Consider the following 15,079-nt stretch of genomic DNA (forward strand, 5'->3'; position numbering starts at 1 on the left):
GAAGTTTTGGCGAGAATATAGCGAAATACATATAAAAAGCCGGTACCATCAGTTGATAAGCTGACAATACCGGCTCGTTACAAATAGGATTTTGCTTATGTTACCCAAATGGGTTGATGTAGAATCAAAATAAAAAAGGGGCTGCTCAAAGAGCAGTCCCAGTGTATCAGAGCAGAACCGAAGCCGGTTAAGCGACCTCAATCTTCTTTGTCTCTTTCTCAGCCTTCTGCGTGCGAGGAAGTGTGATATGAAGCACACCGTCAGTAACCTTAGCCTCAATCTTGTCTTTCTCCACGTCGTCAGGCAGCGTCAGAGCCTGCTCGTAATTGCTGTATGAGAACTCGCGGCGCAGATAGTGCTCCTTCTTGTTCTCATCCTTATGCTCGTCCTTGTGCTCCATCTTGATGGTCAGGCAACCGTCCTTATCGACGTTCACCTTGAAGTCATCCTTGGTGGTGCCAGGGGCTGCAAGCTCAACTTCGTAAGCCTTGTCATTTTCCTTGACATTGATAGCAGGTGCTGTGACATTCATGCGCGGCATCCAACTTGTGTTCAACATATCGTCGAAATCATTGTCAAGCCAATTGTTCATGTCTTTTAAAACTGGATACAACATAAGTCAATACCTCCTAATTGTCAATTAATTCTTTGTTTATCTTGGAGCTCTTCCATCGTCCTCAGGCTTCTTTCGTTGCCCTCGTCCGACCTCCGAACTTCACTAACCATCATTGCAATATGCGTGCCCGAAGGCCAAAGATGACAAATCGTGCCATCGTTGTCAGTAATGCTTAAAATATTTACATTTTACTGCCAATATTACCTTTTTACGCTTAACTGTATTCTCTTTCTTTGCTTGAACACCATTACTTTGCCGCTCAGAAGACGCAAATTTCTATTGGGATTTCACAAAACAGTTGTACTTTTGTACCAAACATCTGAAACAGACAATGGATAAGACTACGTTCAAACAAGAAATAAGCGATTATACAGCTCGCGGCGGCAAATTTGCCTTCGCCTTTGGCGACATCCATCTCCCTGTCGTCTATCATGAGGCATTGAACATGTTGGGAGTGAAGATGCTGACGCACGAAGTATTTGTGCCTGTTGACTATTCACGTGACTTAGGCGACAATCTTGATGTGTTGATGAACAAGCTAATTGACAAGTATCCACAACTCACGGGCAACAAATAATTATCTAATAGGTATGAATATTATATAATGAACAACAATATTATTATAATATTAAATGCCATAAATGAAAGCATACATGTCCACCATTGGCTCAGAATTTTCTTTGCTTTAATCCTTTCATATGCTCTATTACAACTGCTTTTCATAAAAGGATAGAGAATAAGCCACGTTAGGAAAAAACAGATTAGTATGTTGAAAGTATTATATTCTACCCCACATACCTTTAAAAATCTATTAAAAAGTAGACTAATCGGAATTGATAGATAAAAAGAGCTCCCTAAATAAGGCATTGCGTTCCAAAAAGGATCGGTACAAGCAAGCCTATAATAAACGTATATTATATAGTCAAGTATCAACATCAAACTATTTTTATATAGTTAGTTGTAAAAATTATCTTCGGTCAGATTCTCTGCATCCCCCCAACCAGTCGGTATTAATGGATCAATACAAGAATTAGAGTTGTATCAACTGTAAGTGGTAAGGCTTTTCCAATGACCTAGTGGGTTTGACATTTTCCATATTACCAAATTGATATTCGCTGCTCTCGTAAGCATTGCCGGCATAATCGGAGAATTGAGCTTGCGCCATTTGCTTCTTCCTGCTTTCGCCGGGGTTGAACAGGTTGAGTGTTACAGATAACTTTCCGGTAGTTTTGTCTCCAACAGCAGACACGAAACTGTATTGATAGCCTTCGGTATCAGTAGTGTTCAGCGTCTGCTTGATGTCCAATGCCTTCTTGTACTCGGCATTTCGGTCTGCAAGCTCATTAAGACGGGACTGCATTGAAGCTATCCGACCGTTCTGCATTTCTAACTGACCTTTCAAGTAGGCTGTCAAAAATTTAAGCCGTTTTTCGTTTCTTACTTTTGAGGTCCAACATTCTCCTTACTTGCCAATTGTCAAGCAGAGTCATTTCTTTCCAATCCTTTATATCAGCCATTCTCACGCATTCCATTTTCTCCTTGAAGTCAATCTTTCTTGGCCCAAGGGGGATTGTCCGTGGCAGGCGGATGCCGCTGCCTAACCAAAGAACTTGATATGATAGCGTGCTAAAACTATTTTTTTTGCTTACCTTTGCGGTCATGGAACAAGAAAAGATAGACTTCTACAAAGGTTTAGCGATATATATCCTCCCCGAGGGCGTGACTAACTACTTTGACGTGGTGGACTTCAACGAGCAGCCAGCCAAAGATCACGGGAAGCTTTACAAGACCGAGCTTCACATATATCTTGATGAGAAGGACAATCGTCCAGAGGGCTTTGATGGCGTCAAGTCAAACGGCTTCGGTGAAGAGAGGATGATATACGACTTCCCTGTTCGCAACCGCAAGACGATACTTCATGTGCGTCGTCGGCGCTGGCTTACAGCTGATGGTAAGAGTGTCTCATTTCCTCTGGAAGAGGCAGCGAAGATAGTCTGCGAAGGTACGTCATACTCCAAGGAGCTGGCGCTTTTTTTAAAGAGAGCGGATGGACAATGAGCCAGTGACGGCCAAGAGCCTGAGCTGGACTTACATGATCCAGGGCAACACTTTTGCGCGTGCCTACAAGGATACTTTGAGCGATTTTCCCACTTGGGTTAAGAAAGAGAATGTCGATGATGGAATACTTATCGCCAAGAACCTCGGCCCGAGGCTCGGTATTGACGAGTCTGAGTTCGGGCATGAGGTGTACACGATTCTCCACAACAAGGATGCGCATGGCAAGAAGGGCGCCATCGTTGCTATTGTCAAGGGCACCGACCCCGAGACAGTTGCCAAAGCCCTGAGAAAGATGCCGCAAAAGGATCGGGAAGCGGTAGGGCTGGTCTCCATGGACCTGAGCGACAGCATGCGCTCTATCGTGAGAATGGCCTTCCCTAATGCCATGGTGGTACGCGACTGCTTCCATGTCATGAAACGAGGTGGTGAAGGGATCGAGGAACTGCGCATGAAATACAAGCGGGAAGCTGTCAAGGATGTAAACCGCCAGAAGGCAGAGTTCAAGAAACACCTGGAACAACTCGCCAAGCAACGCAAGTACTATCGTAACAGCAGGAAAAAGCAAGGTAAGAAGCGATGCAAGGGTAAGCGCCGAGGCCGCAAGCCAATGCGGCTGAATACAAGGTTTGAGCCCAAGAGGCTGAGCAATGGAGAGACCTTGGTAGAAGCTCTGACCCGGTGCAAGAAGCAACTGGGCAGAAGCTATGGCGACTGGAGCATAAACCAGAAGAAGAGGGCAAGAATTCTGTTCCGGCTCTTCCCGAAACTGAAGGAGGCGTATTGGCTGATAAACGATCTCAGAGCAATCTTCCGTACGAAGTCTAACACCAAGGCGACTGCGAAGAAAGCGCTTGAAGGATGGTACAAGAAGGTCACCAAATCTACCCTTAGAGAGATCAAATCCGTAAAACAGTCTATCCAGCACTACGAGGACGAGATACTCAATTACTTTATCAACAGAGACACTAATGCTTCTGCAGAATCGCTCAACTCCAAGATGAAAGCCTTCAGGTCATGCCTGAAGGGGATAAGGGATATACCCTTCTTTTTCTATAGATGTATTACCGTCTTTGGTTAGGCAGCGGCATCCGCCCGCCACGGACAATCCCCCTTGGGCCTCTTTCTTCTCTTTTTGCTGTCCGTAACTTTTCCGTACAGAGGCAAGGCCAGAACTATGGGCGTTATCCCACAGTGTTTGTTTTTCGGCTGTATGCTTTTATAAACGCCGAAAGTTGATTCTATGATATCCGACGTGATGTTGTGGCATTCGTCCTTTGATTTAAGAAGGGCGCACTCTTCATTTATGTAACGCCTTATGGCACGACCGACTCTTTTGCATCCTTCTGCTATTTCGTCCTTCCGCAACAGATTGATCCAGATGTAATCCTTGCAGTACTTTGCAGAGGTATGCGAAAGACCTTCTTTCTTTACTTTCGTGAATACAACGTCAACTGTTTCCATTACATGGTAGAGCTCTGTAACTAGCTCCTTATAGTCAAGCACAAACGTATAGGCAGCCTTCTGGCTTTCGCCAAGATCGTCATAGACTTGGAGTATGGCCCAAGCCCATTCCACCCACTTTGACATATTCATGAACCTCGATATGGTCCGTAACTTTGGCGGGAGCAGATATGCGTTAGCGGTAAGCTGATATGACAATCTCTTCTTGTTCATTATATCCATAAATTCCTTGAAATCAGTTCTTTCCTTGTATTCGTCCTCAAGAATAAGACCAATCGTGTGACTGATGTCTCGATGGCGCGGGACATCAGCTAACTCTGCTCCCTTCCTGAGATTATGCCCGTTGTCGCTGACAATATATTTTGGAGTCTTTCCGATTTTGTCCTTCAGTTTTATTATCTCCCTTTCTACGTCTCCGGCTTTCCATGATGACGATACAGCCATTGCCAGCACCTCGACATCCCCATGCTTCAATGTCTTGCCCTCGTGCTGTGCTGGAGCTGCGAGAATAACCAGCAACTTCTGACTTCCGACGGTGATACTCTCGTCTATAATGATAGAGTATTCCGTCCCTCTGAACTTATTACATGAGTCAAGATACTCTACGATACCAGCCTTGAGCAGCCAATTCTCAATTGTCTGGTGTGATGGTATTACACCGAGGGCACCGCCGAGAAAGTCATTGAATAACTCCAATCCGTTGACGATTGAACGAAATCCGCATCCCATGCGGATGTACATGCACACGGCCAAAGCTATCACTTCCGCCCAGAATGAGTGTCCTTTAACTGGCGTGAAAGCAAGTCGAACAATTCCTCCGTCGTGTTCAGACTCAAACGACGTTTTTTTTTGAGCTCTGTATCCTTGGCCTTGCTCTCCTTCTTCAACTCCTTGTACTTGTCTTTCCATTTTTTACTACTCTTGTCTTTAGCCATAATTGAAGCTTCTAATTTTTTAATCTTAGCCGATGCTGCCTTTTCCTTCTCGTTCTTCTTAGCGAGTAATGCTTCCAGTCTCTTTATTTTTGCACTTTCTTTTGTCATAATATTTTACTTTACATTGTTATATTTTCTATGCAAAGGTACTAATATTCAATGACTTATGCAAATTATTAAAGTTAATATATACTATGAAATATGTTTATATAAGTTAAGAATAAATCCTTGTAAATCAAAAGCAATTATGAGTATAAAAACTGACTAAATTTTTGACAGCCTACCTTTCAAGGTTTTGACATCTTCTTCGAGTGCCTTGACACGGCCTTCTACTTTTACAGTCTGTCCTGACACAGTGGCGGAGAAAGCCACACACATGAAAAGCGTAATGATTTTGTTCATAAGATACGTTGTTGATGTATGGTACAAAGGTAATGATAATTTTTATTTTTATCGAAGGAATATCCCTACAGGTTCTGTGGTTATCCCTACTTTCCGGACATAATTGATGTTCTTGGGAAATATTTTATAGATTTAGAAGGCAATTCTTGATTATATTCGTATCTTTGCATGTAATTATGAAACCATAACAATATTTATCCATTTATGAAAAAGATTCTCTTTATTGCTTGCCTACTGTTGGCATCAGTCGAAACCTTTGCTCAACATGCAAAAGGTTCGTTTAACATTCAACCCAAAGTGGGTCTCAACGTAGCTACGATGACAGACAATGACGGCAGTGATCCGCGCGTAGGGTTTGTCGGAGGTGCAGAGTTTGAATACCAGGCTACCGACCTGTTGTCACTCTCTTTCGGAGCTCTCTACTCTCAGCAGGGTTTGAAAGCCAATAGCGATGAAATGGACGGTACCATTAAAATGGACTACATTAATGTGCCTGTTCTCCTGAATGTGTACGTAACTAAGGGGTTGGCAGTGAAGGCTGGTATTCAGCCGGGCTTCAAGGTCAATAGCAAGGTCAAGGTCTCTGCATCTGGTGCTTCTGCTGAGGTAGATTTAGAAAAAGCTCTTCAAGCAGGAGGAGTAGATGCCAGTGTAAAGAGTGTAGACTTCGCTATTCCGATGGGTCTTTCGTATGAATATCGAAACTTCCAATTTGACGCTCGCTATAACTTCAGTGTCACTAAAGCCATAGAGGCAGAGGGTGAATCGACAAAGCACTCCGTATTCCAATTCACTGTAGGCTATAAGTTCGATCTATAACCAAACTATATAGAAACATGTCATGCCGCTCATATTATGCTATGGGCGGCATTCTTTTTTATTAATCCACGCTACGCTGAGTTAAGCAAACTCTTGATCATCTCGTCAATCTCGCGGTTTACCCGGGCAAAGTTGCGGTTGAGCATGACCTCCTTCTGACGAGCATCCTTGAAGGCGTATATCTTTGGGAGGTCAACGTATTGAGTCTCTTCCTTTTTGATCTCTGCCATATTGAAGTTAGTTTTGCAAAAATACTTGGTCGTCCTGAACTCAGGGCTTTCCTCAAGGTTGATGCCGCTGAAGGAGCTGCGCTCCGTGGGCGTGAAATCACGGGCAGCTTGTCCTGCGAGCCAACCAGTGGCCATATCGGCTATCTTGGCGGCAGGAACGAGGTTGTCCATCTTCTCGCTGATGGAGGTGCTGACCTTTGAGTCGTTGATGGTGATGGACTTGCTTGTCTGCTTGACCTTGCCGAAGACATCGTTCTGTGCCCATTCGAGGGTTTCCTTGTTGCGTGCCGCTCCCATGAAGATGTTGCCGCAGGTGGTGATAATCTTCTGCATACCGTTCTTGCCATAATCGGCTTCCAACTGAGGAAGTTCCTGGAAACCGAGGGTGACGGCGACCTTGTTGCTTCGCGCCGTACCGATAAGGCGGTCTATTTTGTGGAAGTAGAGTGTGGGCAGCTCATCGACGATAATGCTCACTGGCAGGTTACCTTTGCTGTTGATACGTGTGACGAGTCGATTGAGGATGAGGGCGTTGAGAGAGCCAATGACCTGTTCCTTTTCGGGGTCGTTGGCGATGACAAGGTAACTGGGGCTGTTTCTGTCGGAAATCTTCAAGTCGAAGTCATCGCCTGTGAACACCCAGTAAGCCTCAGGGGAAACAAGACGGGCGGCATTGACACGGAGCGTACCCACCATACCTTCCAGCTGGTCGTTGGCCTTGTTCTTGTAGGCAGACTGAAACGGTGCCATCAGTGACATGATTTTAGGGTCATCCATCAGAATAGCAAAGACCTCGCTGTAGCTTCGTCCGAGGAAACTGAGCACATGGGGCATGTCTGAATACTCACCGGTGATGGTGTCGGGTTCCACCTCATTACCTTCTTCGTCCTCGTACCAGCTGCGGGAGATGACAATTTCCTTTTGATTGCGGTCGAGATAGCTGAAGCCATTGAGGTCGACAAACATTCCATCGGCATCGGTGGAGACATTGTTGCTCTCTCGGTCGGTGAAGTCAAGGACTACATTACCCCGTTCGTCCAGGGCCTTATAGTCGCGCCACTTCCTTGTGACGAGTTTCAGTTTCCTGCCGTCGTACTCTACATATCGGGTGAGCTTCCTGCCGTTCTTGTAGCCAGTCGGATGGAAGTTGACAAAGAAGTAGATGATGGCGGCAAGGAAGTTCTCGGCAGAGTTCTGGAAGAAAGCCTCGCTGCCGCCTTTCTTCTCACCACCGCCCTTATTGAGGGATGACAGGAGTGTGGCGGCTGTCTCCGATGCAGCAGCAAGATCAGGGATGTACTTGCGCTGAATGGGGTTCACACGGTTGCTATACTCCACGTCGGTGAAGTTGACGATGCGGAAGCCGCAGTTATTGGGCAGTGTGCCCTGCTTTCGGTTCTTGCAGTACTGATAGAACAGGTTGCGGGCCAGTGCCGGGAACTTGTAGTCATAGACCATCATGGCGAAGCCCTTGGCACTGTGCTGGCGGATGAACGGGTCGATGATGCCGAAGGATTTTCCCGAGCCGGGTGTACCCAGGACGATGGTGGCACGGAAGGGGTTGATGATGTTGATCCAGCCATGGTTCAGTTTCTTTTTGTAGTAGTAGACCATGGGGATGTTGACGCTGTACTCGTTTTCTTCCTTGTTACGGCTCTGTTCGAAGCTCTCGTTGTCAAAATTCCATTTATCATCACCAATTTTCATGCCCAAGTACTGCGCAATGGCATCGAAGCCCTGGTGGATGAGCATCGTGCCGACAACGGAACAGAGAACATAGAGACAGCGGTTTAGGGGATAACCGGCAAAGGCTCCGTTGAGGGGCATGCCGTAGAAGACAAAGCACAGGACTATCATGGTCGCTCCGGCTATGACGGGATAGAGCACCATCGTCTTGAGGTTCCACTTCAGGCTCTTTCTTGCTTTCGTGCCGATGCAGGTAACGGTGATACAGATGAGCTCCATCACTTTGCAGGTAGCCACGGAATCGAAGACCTCGAAGCGGTGGAATACATCGAGCACGAAGGCAATCATGGAGTTGGAGGTCGTGACGGGAAGGTTCATCACAATCTCTACAATCAGTATCAGGTAGATGCACGAGCGGAACATGTTGTACATCTGCTGTTGTTCACGGGTTTCTTCCACGGTTTAATGAGTTAGAAATTAAGAAATAGGAGTTAGGAGTTTCGCACGGTTGGATTGTTGATGCACGGCATTTGCCAACGACATCGCTGGCCTTTGCCATGCAAGTCGTTGGCATTTGTCGCAGATTTCGTTGGCTTCTGCCACGCATCAAGACAGCATATTTGCTTAAACTTTGAAAAGTTCTATTGCAGGTTTATCAGCAGCTCCGGTGCAAAGCTGTCGGCATTGAGGATGTCACGGTAGTTGATGTCGAGATAGCTGACGCGGCCGCTTATCTGGTCCTCGGTGATTTCAAGGCGGAGCTTCTTTTCTTCAGGGAAGGTGAGCTTCTTGAGGACGATGACGTTGCGGTAGGCCTTGGTGAAGTGGTCGGCATGATTGACCATGTACACCGGTGTGAGCTCGATGGTCTGCGAGTTCGTGGCCTTGAGTTCCTTTTTGTCCATCAGCTTCAGTCGGATCTCGGCGATGTCGTACTTGATGTTGCTCTTGTTCTGCAACGAGAAGTCGATGAAGAAGTAGTCGCCGACGGTATAGATGTTGTTCACCTGCGCACGGATGCCGTACTGTTTGCTATGTACACGGAAGCACTTGCGACGGCTCGTGAAGATTGACCAGCAGAGACGGGACATATCGCTCTGCGTCATACTCACCTCCGGATTGGTGTAGTCGCGGATGTCGTCCTGGCCGACGGTATAGACGGAGTGGGCACGCTTCGGAGCTTTCGTGTAGTAGACGGTGAACTGGGCGATATGGCGCTCACCGATGACCGTTACTGTTCCTGCCAGTTCGTTGTCCATCAGCGTGGACTTGGGCTTCAGACGGACGATGTTGTCGGCACACTGGTTGCCGACGAGCTTGTCAGTGGAGATGTCCACGAGCTTGATGTTCTCCGGCATGATGAGGTGGGTGGTCACCTGGTCATTGACGTAGATAACTGTTTTCTGAAGGTTGCGCTCGAAGATACGGGCGTCATCCTCCGTAAGGCGGTGGATGTAACGGATACGGATGGTGTCGTTTTTCTCTTTCTTCTCACTATTTGTGAGGCCGTCAACTGTAATGGTGTTTTCTGCATGGGTTGGCAGGATGGCGACAGCCATCAGTGCCATGATAATAATCTTTTTCATTCGTTCTGTGTGTTTATAAGGTAGACAATGGTGTTGTACTTGATTTTAGCTTTGTTCTTACGGATGTTTTTCGACACGGCTGAGCTGGCAGACTGATACATGTTTTGCAAGGCCTGCAGGGCGATGATCTCAGGGGACAGGCCGCCGGTACCGTTCACGTCGAACTGGACACTCTGGCCAGCGACATTGGAGCCAGCGTCCTTCACCATCTCACGGAAGGTGGATTCGGGAACGTAGAAGCCTTCCATGCCGTCGTTGTCGAAGACGCTGAGGTCGACCTTGATGAACTTGTTGCCGACAAGGATGCTGGTGATGCTCGCCTTGACACGCTGCTGTCCAAAGCCGGTGACGATGCCGTAGAGGTAGGATCCTTTCTTCAGTCGGATGCCCTTCACGGTCACGTCGTCGAGGAGCTTGAAGCGGAGACGGGTACCCTCATGTGCCTTGGTCGTGCGATCTATCATAGCCTTGATGAGCGGCTCATCGACATTCTCGGTACTGGCAACGGTGTTGAACTTCTCGGAGTTGTCCTCCTTGACTTTCTCGACAATCTCGGCCTTTTCTTCCTTCTTGCCTTTCTTCTTGGTGTTGCCGGTGAGTGCGTCGATCATCTCCTGCCGCTGGCGTTTTTCCTCGGCTTCCTCTTCCTTGTCTCTGCGGTCCTGCTCGGCCTGGTACTGCCGTTGTCGTTCCAAGCTGCGGTTCTGGATGCGGTCGAGCTCACGGGCATAGGCGTTGAGGTCTTCCTGCTGGCTCCTGCCACTGCTGCCATAGCCGCCTCTGCCATAGCCGTTGATACGGTTCATGTTGGCACGCTGGCGCTCACGGAGGTCCTCCTCGGCTTTCATCTGGCGGAGGCGTTCGGCATTGATGGCATCGATGCGCTGCCGCTCCTCGTCGTTGTAGCCGCTGCCGGTGGTGTCCTTCTGCTCGTACTCGTCACCGATGCCGTCAACAGCGGTAAAGGCTCCATCCTCGGCAAAGTGCTTGTTCATCGCCGTCATCTTGTTGTCCATGCCCTCAGCACGGGCATCGGGGATGCTCATGTTGATGGAGTCGGTGACGACGTTCCCGGTGGTCTTGCCGTTGCCCTTGAAGGTCTCCATGCCGAAGTAGATGAGCCCCAACAGGGGCAGGAAGATGACCAGAGGGAAAATGTACTTGGGTTGTCTGAGGTTCAGACGCTTGAGTTTCTGTAAGTTCATATCATACTTTTTTATTGTGATTGGTTTATTGCTTATTGTCGAGGTACTTTACCACGAGTTCCAACTGGCGGTACTTCACCATGATGTCCACGGAGTCCTTATGGCTCTTGACGGGCAGACGGACGAGAGAGTCGAGGTCGTGCTTGAGCTGCTGGCCCTTGTTGGTGAGTTCTACGGTCTGGTCCACCTGCATGGACTTCAGACGCTGGATGCGGCGGATGCCGTCGAAGGCGGGCTTCACGTCGGAAAGACCGATCATCATGTCGGACTCGTTGTAGGTGGAGGTAAGGGTGAGCCAAGTGCCGACGATCAGTGAGAGCATGAGCATACTGATGGTGATGACGGACACTCTTTTCTTGTGTTTGTCTGCCCACTGGTTGGCCTTGGCTATTTTGTCTTTGAGCTTGAACTTATCAGTCAATGATTTAATGCCAGCCACGATCTTGGCATCTTTCTTTTCTTTGCTTCGCTTAAATATCTTCATAGTATTCAATTTATTAGTAATCCAAATCTTTGTTTTCAAGTGTACGCCAGTTCGTTATGAGCAGTCCATGTGGATTGTTCTGTGTTCTTGGCACGTTCTCAATCTCGCCCACGGTGATGATGGAACGTTTGAGGTCACGGCTGCGACGCTTGATGAGCTGCGTACCAAAGTACTTGAACTTTCGGTCGTGCTCGTTAAACTGGATGGAGTCGCACTTGATGGTGCAAACTGCGGAAGAAGAGATAATATCGGAGTAGAAACCGTTTTCTTCCATAGCCTGCTTCTGCTTCATCGCCGTTCCGTCAGCCATGTAGAGGGCCTTGCCGAGTGTCCATTTGATGTAGTCGTCGTCGGGAGGCAGGTTGAAGAAGTACTGATGGAAGAGTTGTATATGTGCTTTGGCCTCCATCACGAAGTTGGCCTCCTGCAAGCTGCGCTCGGCAAGGAAGGGAATGTCGCCGTCGAGGATATATATCTGACTACGCTCCTCACTGACAAGCTTTGAACTCTGATAGATAGTGAAGATGCAGATGGCAGTGCAAGCCGCCAGAGTGAGGATGACGGTCGTCAAGGCCAGTTTGGTTTTCTGTTCTAAGGATTGTATCAACATAACGTTATGTGAGTTAGAAGTTAGAAATTAGAAGTTAGGAATTTTTGTTGAGTTAGGAAGTAGGAGTTATTGTGGCTGGATCACATTTTTCTATCTGTGAGTTTTGAGATTGGGAGCTGCCTCGCGTTGGCTCGGCAACTCCTAACTCTTCACTTCTCACTCCTAACTCCCATCGGCTCCTCCGGGCTTATAGTTGGAGTCGGACTTGCCCACATTATTTATACTGCGGGCAGAATCCGCGCCACGGCTGTAGGAAGCTCCAAGGCCTGTCTGTGCCATGATGGTACGGGCAGTCTGGTTGAAGCCGCTGCCACCATCGCTGTGCGACTGCTGGGCCGCACCGATGATTGAGGCTGTTCCGGTGGCGACTGCCGCTCCTGCCGCTGCCGTCGTGGTTGCCGCACCCATCGCATAGCTTGCGCCACCAAAGACGAGGGTCTGTGCCATGCTGCCGGAAGCCGTGCCTGCGCTGGAGCTGATACCGCCGGGGATGAGCCATGAGGCTACTTCGGGCACGAAACGGAGGACATACGCACCCACGAGCATACCCATGGCATACATACAGTTAGAGCCGATGCCCTGCAATCCCAACGCGCCTATCTGCTGCCATGAGTTGACAGTTCCTCTCAATAGGGTGTCATAGGCCTTGATGTCCTCCATGAGGTTGTACATCAGGATGAAGTCGATGTAGTATAAACAGAAGTACACAACAAATCCCCATAGGGACAATGAAAGATACTTGCCCATCCACTGGGCCCAGGCATTGCTCCAGGGAGGTACGATACTGAGGGCGAACATAATCGGTGCAAAGGTGGCGAGGATGGTCATGAATATGCGCTGGGCGACGAGCATGCCGTAGTAGGACATCTGGAAGATGAGCTCGCCGACAAACCGTATCACGTCGTTGATCCACTCACTGACCTTGGTCTCGGCGGCAACGGCGGCACGCTGAGCGTAGTTGTTGATGGTGGAACCAAGATTCTCCATGTTATATATGAGCTTATCCCACCAGTGGGCATCCTCACCGATTTCTTGCACCTGCTTGGCGGTTTCGATACTGTCCTGCACCTGCCGGAGCCGTTTGAGATAGTCGTCCTGCTTTTGGGCGACCTTCAGCTCCAGTGCGGCGACCTCTCTGTTCTTGCTTTGAGCCATCTGCCGGGTCACCTCCTCCAGTCCCTTGCCGGGCATTTTGAGCGACTCGCAGATGTAGCTGCTGTAGGTGATACAAAGGGAGAGGCCGATGATGCGGGCGAGCTTCATCACGTCCATGCCACGGCGGCCGAGCATCATCATCCAGCACTCGTAGGAGCCCATGCAGAGGGCGAGCAACAAGCCGAGCATCTTGGCAAAGCTGATGGCACTGCCGAGAATAGCGGACTTGGGGAAGGTCTCCATGGCCGTCAGCAGACGCATCAGACTGTCGTCGATGGCAGGAAGTCCCATCGTCAGCAGCTGGTTGATGAATAGTGAAGATAATTGTAAGTCTATCATGGTATTCTACTTGATTAATTCTGCATAATGCTTTGATTTTTACTTTTTTACCTCTTTACCTTTTAGTAGTATTGCTGAGCCATCCCGACAAGGTGGGCCACACGGGAGACAAGCTGCTCCATTTGTTTTTTGTACTCTACATAGGCTTCCTGCCGTTTGGAGTTTTCAAGTTCATTCCCAATGCCCTGCTTGTGGGTGTAGGCGATGGACTGGCAGATCATGTCGTTCTGACGCTGGAGCTCGCTGACCTGTGGGGCCATCTTGCCCTTGCTTTTCGTCAGGCAGTAGGCGAGTCCCTCGGTGATGGACTTTTGCATACGTGTAAAATCGTCCTTGAAGGAGTGATAGACAAGGTCGACGTTGCGGTCGGCGGCACGGATAACTTCCTCGTCGTGCATCTCCTTGACTTTTTCACGTTCTTCCTCGACTTTCTTGATTTTCTCCTTCTGCGTCTCCTCCTGCGCCACACGGCGGGGCATGACGGTCTTGACATTGGACTTGTGCTCCTTGAAGCGGACACGGTAGCCGGACTTGAAGCCCGACCACTTCCAGTAGGTCTCGGCACCGGAGTATTTCTTGTGGAGGAAGTAGTAGTACCAGTCGGGAGCGAAGTCCCAGGGACCGGTCTCCATGCTCCGCCACTGCTTTTCCTTCTGCTTGTCGTGGACGACCTTCTGGGCATAAGCACTCCCGCCTTCCCCGACGGGGAAAGCGAGAGCTGAGAGAATCATTATGGAACCAATCTTGTTTTTCATGGTATTGTCGTTTTATTTCTTATTGGTTGATATTCAGTTCTTTAATAAAGGTCTTACGCATCGTACCACTTGTCGATGACTTTTTTCGCTATCTCGTCCTTCACGTCGCTGTTGAGGATGTCCCAAATGTAGTCATAGTGAAAGCCGCCCATGACAACGATGCTGCACCAGAGGTTGGCGGAGTCAATAATGCCGAGCATGTTGGAGATGTAGCTGTGGAGGGTGTTGACAAGCTCCAGTTTCTCGTCCATGCTGGCACGCATCACGTTCAGACCGCTGGCGGTGAGGGTGACGTACATCTGCTTGATGTTCTTTATCTCACGGGCACAGGCGAAGTTGGCCTCGGTATAGTACCATGCCACGGCAGGCTTCTTAAAGGCGTACTTTGCCGTGTTCTTCGTGAACTCGGCATAGGTATCAATGAGCCTGTAGAGGTCGGTGCCCGTCGATGCCAGTGCTGTGCCGAGGATGACGTAGCTGTAGGCGTTGTTGAGCTTGGAATTCAAGGTCATGCGCACGTCGTTGAACTTCGTCGCGCCCTTGGTGACAAGGCTCTGCTCGCCATAGCTTGCCGCCACCTTCTCCAGTGCCTTCTCCTCTTCCTTCTTGATGAGCTTGTGCAGCGAGATGAGTGCCTCGATGGTAGGCTGGTCGTTGGGGTAGTCTAAGGCATGGGCTTTCGAGGGGTAGAGGATGGCAATGGCCAGGATGCAGATTATAATGGTATGGTACTTCATA

At 48.7% G+C, this 15,079-nt stretch carries 16 protein-coding genes; 4 read left to right on the forward strand and 12 right to left on the reverse strand.

The window, feature by feature from the left end:
* Nucleotides 1-187: 187 nt before the first annotated feature.
* Nucleotides 188-616, reverse strand: coding sequence for an Hsp20/alpha crystallin family protein (locus LDN30_RS11740; protein WP_223927731.1), 429 nt, complete (start codon nt 614-616; stop codon nt 188-190).
* Nucleotides 617-947: 331 nt separating this feature from the next.
* Between LDN30_RS11740 and LDN30_RS11745 the strand changes: the two genes are divergently transcribed.
* The gene (locus LDN30_RS11745) at nt 948-1,193 is read left to right on the forward strand and encodes a hypothetical protein (protein ID WP_223927729.1); all 246 of its coding nucleotides are present in this window, start codon (nt 948-950) and stop codon (nt 1,191-1,193) included.
* Between the two features lie 453 nt (nt 1,194-1,646).
* On the opposite strand, the gene LDN30_RS11750 is transcribed toward LDN30_RS11745, so the two are convergent.
* Complete coding sequence (locus tag LDN30_RS11750; protein ID WP_223929594.1) at nt 1,647-2,030, reverse strand: hypothetical protein; 384 nt, start codon at nt 2,028-2,030, stop codon at nt 1,647-1,649.
* Between the two features lie 245 nt (nt 2,031-2,275).
* On the opposite strand from LDN30_RS11750, the gene LDN30_RS11755 reads away from it, so the two are divergent.
* Together LDN30_RS11755 and LDN30_RS11760 are read left to right on the forward strand one after the other, a co-directional pair.
* Entirely contained in the window at nt 2,276-2,674 is a 399-nt protein-coding gene (locus tag LDN30_RS11755; RefSeq protein ID WP_223926852.1) for an ISAon1 family transposase N-terminal region protein, read from the forward strand.
* Nucleotides 2,664-3,752, forward strand: a complete 1,089-nt coding sequence (locus tag LDN30_RS11760) for a transposase (protein ID WP_223929572.1) — start codon at nt 2,664-2,666, stop codon at nt 3,750-3,752. Before LDN30_RS11755 ends, LDN30_RS11760 begins: the two co-directional genes overlap by 11 nt.
* Here the strand turns inward: LDN30_RS11760 and LDN30_RS11765 are convergent.
* Nucleotides 3,749-4,864, reverse strand: coding sequence for a hypothetical protein (locus LDN30_RS11765; protein WP_223929595.1), 1,116 nt, complete (start codon nt 4,862-4,864; stop codon nt 3,749-3,751). The genes LDN30_RS11760 and LDN30_RS11765 overlap by 4 nt on opposite strands.
* A 29-nt stretch (nt 4,865-4,893) precedes the next feature.
* On the reverse strand, nt 4,894-5,178 hold the full coding sequence (locus tag LDN30_RS11770; protein ID WP_223925384.1) for a hypothetical protein: 285 nt from the start codon (nt 5,176-5,178) through the stop codon (nt 4,894-4,896).
* A gap of 498 nt (nt 5,179-5,676) precedes the next feature.
* On the opposite strand from LDN30_RS11770, the gene LDN30_RS11775 reads away from it, so the two are divergent.
* On the forward strand, nt 5,677-6,291 hold the full coding sequence (locus LDN30_RS11775; protein ID WP_223927725.1) for a porin family protein: 615 nt from the start codon (nt 5,677-5,679) through the stop codon (nt 6,289-6,291).
* 71 nt (nt 6,292-6,362) lie between these two features.
* Here the strand turns inward: LDN30_RS11775 and LDN30_RS11780 are convergent, their stop codons facing one another.
* The 8 genes from LDN30_RS11780 to LDN30_RS11815 all read right to left on the reverse strand — a co-directional run bounded on the left by LDN30_RS11780 (nt 6,363) and on the right by LDN30_RS11815 (nt 15,078).
* Entirely contained in the window at nt 6,363-8,639 is a 2,277-nt protein-coding gene (locus LDN30_RS11780; protein WP_223928318.1) for a type IV secretory system conjugative DNA transfer family protein, read from the reverse strand.
* 209 nt (nt 8,640-8,848) lie between these two features.
* A complete protein-coding gene (traN, locus tag LDN30_RS11785) occupies nt 8,849-9,766 on the reverse strand; it encodes a conjugative transposon protein TraN (protein WP_498043770.1) in 918 nt (305 codons plus the stop codon).
* 23 nt (nt 9,767-9,789) lie between these two features.
* Nucleotides 9,790-10,998 (reverse strand): conjugative transposon protein TraM, encoded by a 1,209-nt coding sequence (gene traM / locus LDN30_RS11790; RefSeq protein WP_223927722.1) that lies wholly within the window; start codon nt 10,996-10,998, stop codon nt 9,790-9,792.
* A 25-nt stretch (nt 10,999-11,023) separates the two neighbouring features.
* Entirely contained in the window at nt 11,024-11,482 is a 459-nt protein-coding gene (locus LDN30_RS11795; protein ID WP_223927720.1) for a hypothetical protein, read from the reverse strand.
* Between the two features lie 13 nt (nt 11,483-11,495).
* Nucleotides 11,496-12,092: a conjugative transposon protein TraK gene (gene traK, locus LDN30_RS11800; protein WP_223927718.1), complete on the reverse strand. Its 597-nt coding sequence runs from the start codon at nt 12,090-12,092 to the stop codon at nt 11,496-11,498.
* Between the two features lie 162 nt (nt 12,093-12,254).
* On the reverse strand, nt 12,255-13,586 hold the full coding sequence (locus LDN30_RS11805; RefSeq protein WP_223927716.1) for a TraJ family protein: 1,332 nt from the start codon (nt 13,584-13,586) through the stop codon (nt 12,255-12,257).
* A 62-nt stretch (nt 13,587-13,648) separates the two neighbouring features.
* Complete coding sequence (locus LDN30_RS11810; protein ID WP_223927714.1) at nt 13,649-14,341, reverse strand: DUF5045 domain-containing protein; 693 nt, start codon at nt 14,339-14,341, stop codon at nt 13,649-13,651.
* Nucleotides 14,342-14,394: 53 nt separating this feature from the next.
* The gene (locus tag LDN30_RS11815; protein ID WP_223928317.1) at nt 14,395-15,078 is read right to left on the reverse strand and encodes a hypothetical protein; all 684 of its coding nucleotides are present in this window, start codon (nt 15,076-15,078) and stop codon (nt 14,395-14,397) included.
* Nucleotide 15,079: the final 1 nt, after the last annotated feature.

This window comes from Prevotella lacticifex, from assembly GCF_019973375.1.
In the GTDB taxonomy this organism is placed as follows: domain Bacteria; phylum Bacteroidota; class Bacteroidia; order Bacteroidales; family Bacteroidaceae; genus Prevotella; species Prevotella lacticifex.

Coding starts and splice junctions, on each gene's coding strand:
- LDN30_RS11740 (WP_223927731.1), bottom strand. CDS start 616: ATGTTGTATCCAGTTTTAAAAGACATGAACAATTGGCTTGACAATGAT.
- LDN30_RS11745 (WP_223927729.1), top strand. CDS start 948: ATGGATAAGACTACGTTCAAACAAGAAATAAGCGATTATACAGCTCGC.
- LDN30_RS11755 (WP_223926852.1), top strand. CDS start 2,276: ATGGAACAAGAAAAGATAGACTTCTACAAAGGTTTAGCGATATATATC.
- LDN30_RS11760 (WP_223929572.1), top strand. CDS start 2,664: ATGGACAATGAGCCAGTGACGGCCAAGAGCCTGAGCTGGACTTACATG.
- LDN30_RS11765 (WP_223929595.1), bottom strand. CDS start 4,864: ATGGGATGCGGATTTCGTTCAATCGTCAACGGATTGGAGTTATTCAAT.
- LDN30_RS11770 (WP_223925384.1), bottom strand. CDS start 5,178: ATGACAAAAGAAAGTGCAAAAATAAAGAGACTGGAAGCATTACTCGCT.
- LDN30_RS11775 (WP_223927725.1), top strand. CDS start 5,677: ATGAAAAAGATTCTCTTTATTGCTTGCCTACTGTTGGCATCAGTCGAA.
- LDN30_RS11780 (WP_223928318.1), bottom strand. CDS start 8,639: ATGTACAACATGTTCCGCTCGTGCATCTACCTGATACTGATTGTAGAG.
- traN (WP_498043770.1), bottom strand. CDS start 9,766: ATGGCTGTCGCCATCCTGCCAACCCATGCAGAAAACACCATTACAGTT.
- traM (WP_223927722.1), bottom strand. CDS start 10,998: ATGAACTTACAGAAACTCAAGCGTCTGAACCTCAGACAACCCAAGTAC.
- LDN30_RS11795 (WP_223927720.1), bottom strand. CDS start 11,482: ATGAAGATATTTAAGCGAAGCAAAGAAAAGAAAGATGCCAAGATCGTG.
- traK (WP_223927718.1), bottom strand. CDS start 12,092: ATGTTGATACAATCCTTAGAACAGAAAACCAAACTGGCCTTGACGACC.
- LDN30_RS11805 (WP_223927716.1), bottom strand. CDS start 13,586: ATGATAGACTTACAATTATCTTCACTATTCATCAACCAGCTGCTGACG.
- LDN30_RS11810 (WP_223927714.1), bottom strand. CDS start 14,341: ATGAAAAACAAGATTGGTTCCATAATGATTCTCTCAGCTCTCGCTTTC.
- LDN30_RS11815 (WP_223928317.1), bottom strand. CDS start 15,078: ATGAAGTACCATACCATTATAATCTGCATCCTGGCCATTGCCATCCTC.